The sequence below is a fragment of the Azospirillum sp. B506 genome, from assembly GCF_000333595.1.
Classification (GTDB): Bacteria; Pseudomonadota; Alphaproteobacteria; order Azospirillales; family Azospirillaceae; genus Azospirillum.
Genome location: NZ_BADK01000727.1, coordinates 35,392 through 45,292, shown reverse-complemented (window position 1 = coordinate 45,292; position 9,901 = coordinate 35,392). Strand labels below are relative to the sequence as shown.

General features: G+C 67.2%; 11 protein-coding genes. 9 read left to right on the top strand and 2 right to left on the bottom strand.

Going from position 1 to position 9,901, the window contains the following annotated elements; translation table 11 throughout:
- From I71_RS21985 to I71_RS21965, 5 genes are all read left to right on the top strand, one after another.
- On the top strand, positions 1-347 hold a 347-nt coding region (locus I71_RS21985), incomplete at its 5' end, for an ATP-binding cassette domain-containing protein (protein WP_042698173.1).
- Positions 344-1,093, top strand: a complete 750-nt coding sequence (locus tag I71_RS21980; RefSeq protein WP_042698171.1) for an ABC transporter ATP-binding protein — start codon at positions 344-346, stop codon at positions 1,091-1,093. The genes I71_RS21985 and I71_RS21980, both read left to right, overlap by 4 nt.
- Positions 1,090-2,130, top strand: coding sequence for a ketopantoate reductase family protein (locus tag I71_RS21975; RefSeq protein ID WP_083897311.1), 1,041 nt, complete (start codon positions 1,090-1,092; stop codon positions 2,128-2,130). The genes I71_RS21980 and I71_RS21975 overlap by 4 nt, the downstream gene beginning before the upstream one ends.
- Before the next feature lie 26 nt (positions 2,131-2,156).
- Positions 2,157-2,951, top strand: coding sequence for a class II aldolase/adducin family protein (locus I71_RS21970; protein ID WP_244433980.1), 795 nt, complete (start codon positions 2,157-2,159; stop codon positions 2,949-2,951).
- A gap of 106 nt (positions 2,952-3,057) precedes the next feature.
- Positions 3,058-3,531 (top strand): MarR family winged helix-turn-helix transcriptional regulator, encoded by a 474-nt coding sequence (locus I71_RS21965; protein ID WP_042698168.1) that lies wholly within the window; start codon positions 3,058-3,060, stop codon positions 3,529-3,531.
- A 111-nt stretch (positions 3,532-3,642) separates the two neighbouring features.
- Here the strand turns inward: I71_RS21965 and I71_RS21960 are convergent, their stop codons facing one another.
- Both I71_RS21960 and I71_RS21955 read right to left on the bottom strand, forming a co-directional pair.
- Entirely contained in the window at positions 3,643-4,554 is a 912-nt protein-coding gene (locus I71_RS21960) for a dihydrodipicolinate synthase family protein (protein WP_049976242.1), read from the bottom strand.
- 78 nt (positions 4,555-4,632) lie between these two features.
- Positions 4,633-6,120, bottom strand: a complete 1,488-nt coding sequence (locus tag I71_RS21955; protein WP_042698165.1) for an aldehyde dehydrogenase — start codon at positions 6,118-6,120, stop codon at positions 4,633-4,635.
- A gap of 217 nt (positions 6,121-6,337) precedes the next feature.
- Between I71_RS21955 and I71_RS21950 the strand changes: the two genes are divergently transcribed.
- The 4 genes from I71_RS21950 (at position 6,338) to I71_RS21935 (ending at position 9,891) form a co-directional block, all read left to right on the top strand.
- Positions 6,338-6,967 carry a cupin domain-containing protein gene (locus I71_RS21950; protein WP_049976241.1) on the top strand — a complete coding sequence of 210 codons (630 nt, stop codon included), beginning with the start codon at positions 6,338-6,340 and terminating at the stop codon, positions 6,965-6,967.
- Between the two features lie 166 nt (positions 6,968-7,133).
- Positions 7,134-7,994, top strand: coding sequence for an ABC transporter permease (locus tag I71_RS21945; RefSeq protein WP_199902230.1), 861 nt, complete (start codon positions 7,134-7,136; stop codon positions 7,992-7,994).
- Positions 7,991-8,797, top strand: a complete 807-nt coding sequence (locus tag I71_RS21940) for an ABC transporter permease (RefSeq protein WP_042698161.1) — start codon at positions 7,991-7,993, stop codon at positions 8,795-8,797. The genes I71_RS21945 and I71_RS21940 overlap by 4 nt, the downstream gene beginning before the upstream one ends.
- Complete coding sequence (locus I71_RS21935; RefSeq protein ID WP_042698159.1) at positions 8,794-9,891, top strand: ABC transporter ATP-binding protein; 1,098 nt, start codon at positions 8,794-8,796, stop codon at positions 9,889-9,891. Before I71_RS21940 ends, I71_RS21935 begins: the two co-directional genes overlap by 4 nt.
- The last annotated feature ends 10 nt before the right edge of the window (positions 9,892-9,901 follow it).

The window sequence follows — 9,901 nt, the reverse complement described above, 5'->3', positions numbered from 1 at the left end:
TCGGTCTCGGCCAGCATCTGCAGCCCGAGGCGGGCAGCCTGGCGCTCGGCCAGCAGCGCATCCTGGAGATCGCCCGCGCGCTGTGCGCCGACCCCTGCCTGCTGCTGCTCGACGAGCCGGCCGCCGGTCTGCGTTTCCTGGAGAAGCAGGCGCTGGCCGAACTGCTGGGCAAGCTGCGCTCGGAGGGGATGGCGATCCTGCTGGTCGAGCATGACATGGACTTCGTGATGGGACTGGTCGACCGCGTCTATGTCATGGAGTTCGGCGAGCGCATCGCCGAGGGGCCGCCCGAGACGATCCAGACCAACCCGGCCGTTCTCGAAGCCTATCTGGGAGGGATCGAATGAGCGCGCCGCTGCTGGAGGTCTCCGACCTCTGCGTCTCCTACGGCAAGATCGAGGCGCTGAGCAACGCCAGTCTGCGGGTGGGCGAGGGTCAGATCGTCACCGTCATCGGCCCCAACGGTGCCGGCAAGACGACGCTCTTGTCCGCCATCATGGGTGTGCTGCCGTCGCGCGGCCGGATCCGTTTCCACGGCCATGACGGGCAGTCGCCGGCAATCCAGGACATGGTCGGCCGCGGCATGAGTCTGGTGCCGGAAAAGCGCGCCCTGTTCGCCACCATGAGCGTGGAGGACAATCTGCGGCTCGGCGGCTTCCGCTTCCATTCCCGCTCCAGGCGGGAGCAGGACGCGGCGATGGAGGAGCTCTATGCCCTGTTCCCCCGGCTGAAGGAGCGGCGCGGCCAGATGGCGGCGACGCTGTCGGGTGGCGAACGGCAGATGCTGGCGCTGGCCCGCGCCCTGATGGGCGGACCGAAGCTGCTGATGCTGGACGAGCCGTCGCTCGGGCTGGCGCCGCTGATCGTGCGCGAGGTGTTCCGCATCATCGCGGAGCTGCGGCGCAAGGGGGTGTCGATCCTGCTGATCGAACAGAACGCCCGTGCCGCGCTCCGCGTCGCCGACCATGCCTATGTGCTGGAGCTGGGGCGCATCGCCATGGAAGGGCCGGCGTCGGAGCTGGCGCATGATCCGCGCGTGGTGGCGGCCTATCTCGGCATGGCCGGCAAGCATCAGGAGATGCTGGCCTCATGACGGAGCCGGACTGGCGGACGCAGCCCGACGCCGGATGCCAGCATGTCGGGCGCTGGCATGTCGGGATCGCCGGGGCGGGGGCCATCGGCACCACGCTGGCGGTGCGCATCGCCCGCGCCGGTCACCGGGTCGGCGTGCTGGCCCGCGGAGCGACCCTGGACGTCATCCGGCAGGACGGGCTGCACCTGACCGATCGCGAGGGCGAACATCATGCGCGGGTCGAGGCCGGGCCGGCGGGAGAACTGGGGCGACCGGACCTGCTGTTCCTTTGCGCCAAGGCGCAGGACCTGCTGCCGCTGGTGCGCTCCGCCCGGCCGATGATCGGGCCGGAGACGCTGGTCGTCCCGGTGGTGAACGGCATTCCCTGGTGGTATTTCGAGGGGGAGGGCGGGCGCCACCAGGGCCGCGCCGTCCACGCCGTCGACCCCGACGGGGCGCTGAAGGAACTGGTGCCGCTCGACCGCTTGATCGGCGCCATCGCCTACATCACCGCGGAGCGGATGGCCCCCGGCGTCGCCCGCAGCTTCAACCCGCTGAAGCTGATCCTGGGCGAGATCGACCATCGCCCCAGCGACCGGCTGGCCCGCACCGCCGCCATGCTGACCGCCTGCGGCATCCACACCCAGGCGAGCGGGCGGGTGCGCGACCCGCTGTGGACCAAGGTGATCGCCAACCTCTCCTCCAACCCGCTGTCGGTGGTCTCGGGAGCGACGCTGCAGGACATCTACGGAGACCCGTCGCTGTCGCAGATCGCCCGCCAGATGCTGTCGGAAGCGCTGCTGACCGCCGCCGCCTATGGCGCGCGGATCGAGCTCGATCCGGCATCGCTGCTGGCGATGGGCGCCGGAATGGGGCCGGTGAAGACCTCCATGCTCCAGGATTTCGAGAAGGGATTGCCGCTGGAGCTGTCCGCCATCTGCGAGGCCGTCATCGAACTGGCCGAGCTGCAGGGGCTTTCCATGCCGCTGACCCGCAACATCGCCATCCTCGCCCGCTTCAAGAGCGACAGCGCGCTGCGCGCCGCCGCGGGCCTGTAACCTCCATCCGAAGAGGACCGCAAACCATGATGACCATGGCCGCAACCGCAGCAAAGATGGGCCACAACAGCGTCGTCAGGCCCGATCACATCGGCGAGGAGGAGTGGGCACTGCGCTGCCAGCTGGCCGACTGCTATCACCTCGTCGATTTCATGGGCTGGACCGAGACGATCTTCAACCACATCTCCGCCCGGCTGCCGGGGCCGGCGCACCATTATCTGGTGAACCCCTTCGGGTTGAACTATACCGAGGTGACGCCGGCCAACCTGCTGAAGGTCGGGCTGGACGGCGAGAAGCTGGAGCCGTCGCCCTACGACGCCAACCCGGCCGGCTTCGCCCTGCACAGCGCAATCCACGAGGCGCGCGACGACATCCACTGCGTGATCCACACCCACACCACCGAGGTGTCGGCCATCGTGCAGAAGAAGCAGGCCTTCTCGCACAACGACTTCTACGGCGCCCAGCTCCATGGCCGCGTCGGCTACCATGCCTTCGAGGGCATCACGCTCTTCGCCGACGAGAAGCCGCGCATGCTGGAGAGCCTGGGCGACAAGCATATCCTGGTGCTGCGCAACCACGGCATCGCGGTCGGCGAGTCCAGCATCGCCAAGACCTTCTTCCTGCTGTGGACGGTGCAGCGCGCCGCGGAGATCCAGACGCTGGCCGACAGCATGCGCGGCGAGGACGTGGAACTGTCGGTCGAGGTCCGGCAGAAATGCAGCGACCTGACCGCCATGCTGATCCGCGACAGCGGCTTCGCCGTCAAGTTCTTCGACGCCATGGTGCGCAAGATGCGGGCGGAACGCGGACCGGGCTGGTGAGCGCGTGCCGCGACCGCAAGGCGTTTGGCAACCGAACCGGCGGTTGGTACAAGAGGTCCCCGGCCTCGCCAAACGCCGGCCAAACGCGGGACAGACACTGGGCACCATGGCCATCACCAAGAAGCTGCGCCGCTACATCCCGTCGGACCCCGAGTTCCAGGTGGAGGAATTTCCCTTCTACTGGCTTGCCCGCGTCCAGGGCATCTACACCCAGAGGATGGAAACGGCGCTGAAGCGGATCGGCACCGACATCCCGACCTGGCGGGTGCTGTTCATTCTGAAGACACACGGCACATCGAGCATTTCGGAGATCTCGACGCACGCCATCGCCAAGCTGTCGACGATGACCCGCATCGTCTATCGCATGAAGGCGGAAGGGCTGGTCGACACCGGCACCAACGCCGAGGACGGCCGTGTCACCGTGGTGACGATGACGCCGGCCGGTCACGCGCTGGTGGAGCGTATCCAGGATGCGACGGGGCGGCTGTTCGCCCGCAGCTTCGAGGGGCTGTCGGAATCGCAGATCGCCAAGCTGAACGCCACCCTGCAGCAGCTGTACGATAATCTCGCGGAGGATTGAGCCGCTCCCGCCCGGCTTTCGGCGATGACGCGGAACCTCATCCCGGGCCTTCCGGAAAAATGCCGATTGGCCTTTTTGGAATGTCGCGATGATCGGGAGGGGCAGGGCTCGTCAGGAGACACCCTGCGCCAATGTGCCGTCCGCCACCAGCGCCTCGACCGCGGCGGCGAGCGCCGCTTCCGTGGCCTCGGAAAGCTGTCCGACCGGTGGGAGCGACCGGCCGATCGGCAAGCCGATCAGGGCGAAGGCCCGCCGGACGGCCTCGGGAAACTGTTCGGCGAACAGGGCATCCATCAGGGGATTCAGCCTGCCCTGGGCCGCCAGCGCTTCCGCGACCCGGCCGCTCTCGGCGAGCGCCTGGATCTTCGCCCAATAGCCGGGTAGCAGGGCAGCCGATGTCAGGATGCCGCCCTTGGCGCCGAGGATCACCTGCTGGACGAACAGGGTGTCCTGGCCGCTCAGCAGGCTGAAGTCGTCAGCAACCAGCTTCGACAGCCGGTCCAAGTGGTAGAGATCGGTGTTCGACGCCTTCATGCCGACGATCAACCGCTCCGCCGCCATGCGGGCGATGGTCTCCGGTGCCGTGACGATCTGGCTGCGGAAGGGGTTGTCGTAATAGAGGATCGGCAGGCCCAACTCCGGGACGAGCGCCCGGAAATAGCGCAGGATCCCCTCCTGGTCGGTGCGCGCATAATAGGGCGGGATGACCATGAGGCCGTCGGCGCCCGCCTGCCGGCACATCCGCCCGATGTCGAGCGCGCCGCCGAGACCGGGAGCAAGCACGCCGCCGATCACCGGCACCCGTCCGGCCGCGGCGGACACGGTGACCTCCATGATGCGGCGGCCGGTGGCGAGGTCGAAGGAGGCCGCTTCGCCGGTGCCGCCGAGCGGGAGCAGCCCGGAGGCGCCGCGTTCGATCTGGTAGACGACGATCCGTTCGAGCCCGCTCTCGTCGAGCGATCCGTCGGCGTGCAGCGGGGTGGGGAAGGCGGGGATCAGCCCGCGGAACATCGGCAGCGGCAAGGGCAGGGTCTCCTCAAGCGAATCCGGAAGGGCGGGAGAGGCGGCGGGGTGTGCAGCCCCTCCCTCGCGGATCTGGCGTCAGCGGCCGAGATGGATCCAGGTCGCCTTCAGTTCGGTGTATTTCTCAAGCGCGTGCAGCGACTTGTCCCGTCCGAAGCCGGATTGCTTGAACCCGCCGAAGGGCGAAGAGATGTCGCCATGGTCGAAGCAGTTGACCCAGACCACGCCGGCGCGCAGCGCGGAGGACGCCTTGAAGGCGGTGTTGATGTCGCGCGTCCAGACCGCCGCGGCCAAGCCATAGCTCGTGTCGTTGCCGATGCGGATCGCGTCGTCGACGTCGGCTGCGGCAATGGTTGCCAGCACCGGGCCGAAAATCTCCTCGCGGGCGATGGTCATGCCGCCGGTGACGTCGTCGAACAGCGTTGCCTCGATGAAACAGCCATCCGACGCGATGCGCTTGCCGCCGAGCCGCAGGGTGGCGCCCTCCGCCTTGCCCGTCTCGATATACTCCATGACGCGGTCGGCCTGCCGGGCATCGACCATGGCGCCCATCTCCGTCGCCGGGTCGAGCGGGTCGCCGACCTTGATGGCGCTGCCGACCGCAATCACCTTTTCGACCACCTCGTCCTTGACGCTGCGCTCGACGATCAGGCGCGAACCGGCGTTGCAGACCTCTCCCTGGTTATAGAAGATGCCCCAGGCCGCCGCGGTCGCCGCCGCATCGAGGTCGGGGGCGTCGGCCAGGATGATGTTCGGGCTCTTGCCGCCGCATTCCAGCCCGACCCGCTTCATGTTGGACTGGCCGGAATATTGGAGGAAGTATTTCCCGACTTCGGTCGAGCCGGTGAAGGCCACCGCGTCGACGTCCATATGCAGGCCGAGTGCCCGTCCGGCGGTCTCGCCGAAGCCGGGAAGCACGTTGAACACGCCGTCGGGAATGCCGGCCGCCGCGGCAAGCTCGCCGAGCTTGATGGCGGTGAGCGGCGACTGCTCCGCCGGTTTCAGGATCACCGAATTGCCGGCGGCGAGGATCGGGCCGAGCTTCCAGGCGGCCATCAGCAGCGGAAAGTTCCACGGCACCACCGCGGCGACGACGCCGAGCGGCTCGCGGCGGATCAGCGAGACCGCGGTCGGCGCGGTCGGCGCGATTTCGTCATAGAGCTTGTCGATGGCTTCGGCATACCAGTCGATGCATTGCGCCGACAGCGGCAGGTCGACCGAGAGGCTGTCGCGGATCGGCTTCCCCATGTCGAGGGTTTCGAGCAGCGCCAGCTCTTCCGTGTTGGCGGTGATCAGGTCGGCGAAGGCGGCAAGGCGCTTCTTGCGGTCGCGCGGCGCCATGCGCGACCAGACCCCGGACTCGAAGGCCTTGCGCGCAGCGGCGACCGCCTGGTCGACGTCCTCGGCGTCGCAGGCGGCGACTTGCGCCAGGATTTTGCCGGTCGCCGGATTGACGCAATCGAAGGTCTTGCCGGATCGGGCCTGGACATGGCGTCCATCCACGAAGGCGCTGCCGTTGACGCTCAGCGCGGCGGCGCGGGCGTGCCAATCGATCGTCGCTGACATGGGATCTCTTTCCACCAGGGGGGGTCGGTGAGGGGCCGTTCGGCCATCGTCGGATGATGGAATGATAGGTGATCGGGAGGGATCGCTCCACCGCAAATTTTTCGTTTTCTGAAAAATGAACTGACAGTGCTGAAACCGGTTGCTATCCTGGCGATCATTATGGGGCTGCCGCTGCAATGGCATCGGTCCCGATCAGACGAACGGATGCGCCACATCGATGCCGCACACGAAGACCGCTGAGGACGGCGCCGAGCGCGCCCAGGCGAGCGCTGCCAACGTCGGCGCCAATGTGGATGAAGAGACGCAGAAGCTCGGGCAGCGGATCCGGGATCTGCGGCTCAAGGCCGGCATGACTCTGACGGATCTCGCGAAGGCGACCGGGGTGTCGATCGGCACGCTGTCGCAGTTGGAGCGCGGGCTGGTGTCGCCGACGGTGCGCACCGTCTACACGGTTGCCGCCGCCTTCGGGGTCATGCCGGCCTGGCTGATCGACCCGTCATCCTCGAAGAACACCGAAAGCCGTTATATCGTACGGGCCGGGGAGCGGTCGCAGCTGCTCGACCTCGACGGCATCCGCAAGGACGTCGCCTCTCCGGTCGCGAGCAAGCGGCTGCGCGGCTTCTTCATGGCGATCCAGCCGGGCTGCAGTTCCGGCGCGCAGCCTTATACGCACAAGGGCGAGGAGATCGGCTTTATCCTGTCGGGCTCGCTGGAGCTGCAGATCGAGGGCGAGACCTTCATGCTCTACGAAGGCGACTGTTTCGCCTTCCCGAGCGACAAGCCGCACCGCTTCGCCAACAGCAGTGCGCGGCCGGCCACGGTCTTCTGGGTGAACGCCGACATCTGATCCGGAACGTCGGCCGTCCGTCCGCCTTCGGTGACGCCAATAATTTCAGAATATTGAAAATAGGCGTTGCCCCGCTGAAAATTGGCGCTCATAGTTTCAGTATTCCCCGCCGGGGCGCGCCGAGGGCGCCCCCGGATCCCGTGCCGGAACTGAAGGACGTGCTGCGTTGACCAGTTCATCCACCGCAACGGGCGCATCGGGTCTCGGTCCCTGGTCGGCGATAGTGCTTCTGGCCCCCCTGACCGTTCTGATGTTCGCCATCCTGCTTTATCCGCTGGGCCTCACGCTGTGGACCAGTCTCTATGACGGCCAGCTCTCCTTGCGCGCCTATGCCGAGCTGGCGTCGAGCACCCTGTTCCTCAAGGTCCTGCGCAACACCTTCGAGATCGCCATCACCGGCACGCTGGTCAGCCTGGTCTTCGGCTATCCGGTGGCCATGCATCTGGCGGCCCAGCCGCCGCGGCGGCGGACGGCCTGCCTGGTGATGGTGATGCTGCCGTTCTGGACCAGCATCCTGGTCAAGAGTTTCGCGCTGGTCGCGGTGTTCGGCAACCAGGGGCTGCTCAACCAGCTGCTGGGCTTCCTCAGCGGCGGCCAGATCAACCTGCCGATGATGTTCAACCGCGTCGGGGTGGTGCTGGGCATGATCAATTTCCTGCTGCCCTTCATGATCCTGTCGATCCTCGGCAGCCTGCTGGCGCTGGACCGCCGGCTCATCCTCGCCGCCGAGACGATGGGCGCCGGCTCGCTGCGCATCTTCTGGAAGATCATCCTGCCGCTCAGCATGCCGGGCGTCGTCGCCGGGGTGCTGATCAACGTGACACTGTCGATCGGCATGTACATCACGCCGGCCCTGCTCGGCGGGCGGCAGGACATGATGGTTGCCAACCTCGTCGATTTCTACACCCGCCAGACGCTGGACTGGACCGCCGCCTCGGCGACGGCCATGGCGCTGCTGGCGATTTCCGGCCTGCTGGTGGCGATGCTCGGACGGGTGCGCGGCGGCCTGTCGGGAGGTCCGGCATGAACCCGCTGTTCGGCTCCAGCGATGTCGCCCGCCGCATCGTCACCGTCGCCGCCTGGCTCTGCTATCTCTTCCTGCTGATCCCAAGCCTGATCGTGGTGCCGATCTCCTTCGGCAATTCCGGACAGATCGAGTTCCCGCCGCGTGAATTCTCCCTCGGGCTTTATCGGCAGTTCTTCACCGACCCGGCCTGGTGGGGATCGATGGTGCAGAGCCTTCTCGTCGCCGTCGCCACCACGGTGATCGCCCTGCTGCTCGCGGTGCCGGCCGCCTATGCGCTGGCGCGGTCGGAACTGCCCGGCCGGGGCCTGCTGCGCGGCCTCTTCATGATGCCGATGCTGGTGCCGGTCATCGTCCTCGGCCTCGGCCTCTACCTGCAATTCTCCAACTGGGGGTTGCTCGACACCACCGCCGGCGTCGTCCTGGCCCATGTCATGTTGACCACGCCCTACATCATGATCTCGGTGATGTCGGGACTGCAGCATTCGGACATCGCGCTGGAGACCGTGGCCTCGATCATGGGGGCGTCGCGGCGGGTGGTGTTCTTTCGCGTGGTACTGCCCCAGCTCGGGCCGGCCATCGCCGTCGGCGCGCTCTTCGCCTTCCTGATGTCTCTGGACGAGGTCGTCGTCGCCTATTTCCTGACCGGCACCGACGCCATGACGCTGCCGGTCAAGATGTACAGCTCCATCCGCTGGGAACTGACGCCGGTTCTGGCCGCGGTGTCGACGCTGCTCACCGTCCTGTCGTTGCTCATCGCTCTGGGAATCATCGCCCTGCAGCGCAAGACCGAGGCGCACTCATGAACGCTCCGTCCGCTTCCGCCATGGTCCAGCTCCAAGCCGTCACGAAACGCTACGGCGAGTTCGAGGCCCTGCACAGCATCGACCTGTCGATCGCCAAGGGCGAGTTCGTCACGCTGCTGGGGCCGAGCGGCTCGGGCAAGTCGACCCTGCTCAACCTGATCGCCGGTATGATCATGCCGAGTTCCGGCCGGATCATCATCGACGGCCGCGACACCACCACCCTGCCGACCAACCGGCGCGGCCTGGGCATGGTGTTCCAGAACTACGCGCTGATGCCGCACATGACGGTGTTCGAGAACATCGCCTTTCCGCTGCAGGTGCGCGGCCTGCCCAAGGACGAGATCCGGCGCAAGGTCACCGGGGTGCTCGACCTGATCCAGCTCGGCCATGTCGCCGGCCGCAAGCCGCGCGAACTGTCGGGCGGCCAGCAGCAGCGCGTCTCGCTCGCCCGCTGCATCGTCTACAATCCGGCGCTGATCCTGATGGACGAGCCGCTCGGTGCGCTCGACAAGAAGCTGCGCGAGCAGATGCAGCTGGAGATCAAGCGGCTCCATGCCGAGCTTGGCATCACCATGCTCTACGTGACGCACGACCAGGACGAGGCGCTGACGATGTCGGACCGCATCGTCCTGATGAACGGCGGCCGGATCGAGCAGCAGGGACAGCCCGACACCCTCTATTTCAAGCCGGAGACCGTGTTCAGCGCCGAGTTCATCGGCAGCTCCAACCTGATCCCCGGCGAGATCGCGGCGGGGGAGGGTGGCACCGTCACGCTGAAGACCGCGCTCGGCGCCTTTCCGGTACCGGCGCCCGACCGGCCGTTCAAGCCCGGCGAGCGCGGCGTCCTGCTGGTCCGGCCGGAGAACATGACGCTGACCGACCGTGCCGATTCCACCAGCATCGCCGGGCGGATCGAGGATTCGATCCTGCTGGGCGGGGTGGTGCGGCATTTCGTGCGCTGTACCGACGGCAGCACGGTCATCGTCCAGGAACTCAACCAGCCGGGCCGGGCCGGCGCCCGCCGCGACGAGACGGTCCGCGCCAGCTGGACTCTGGACCACGCCCGCCTGCTTCCATCGCCGCCGACCCGCTGACGCGGACCGC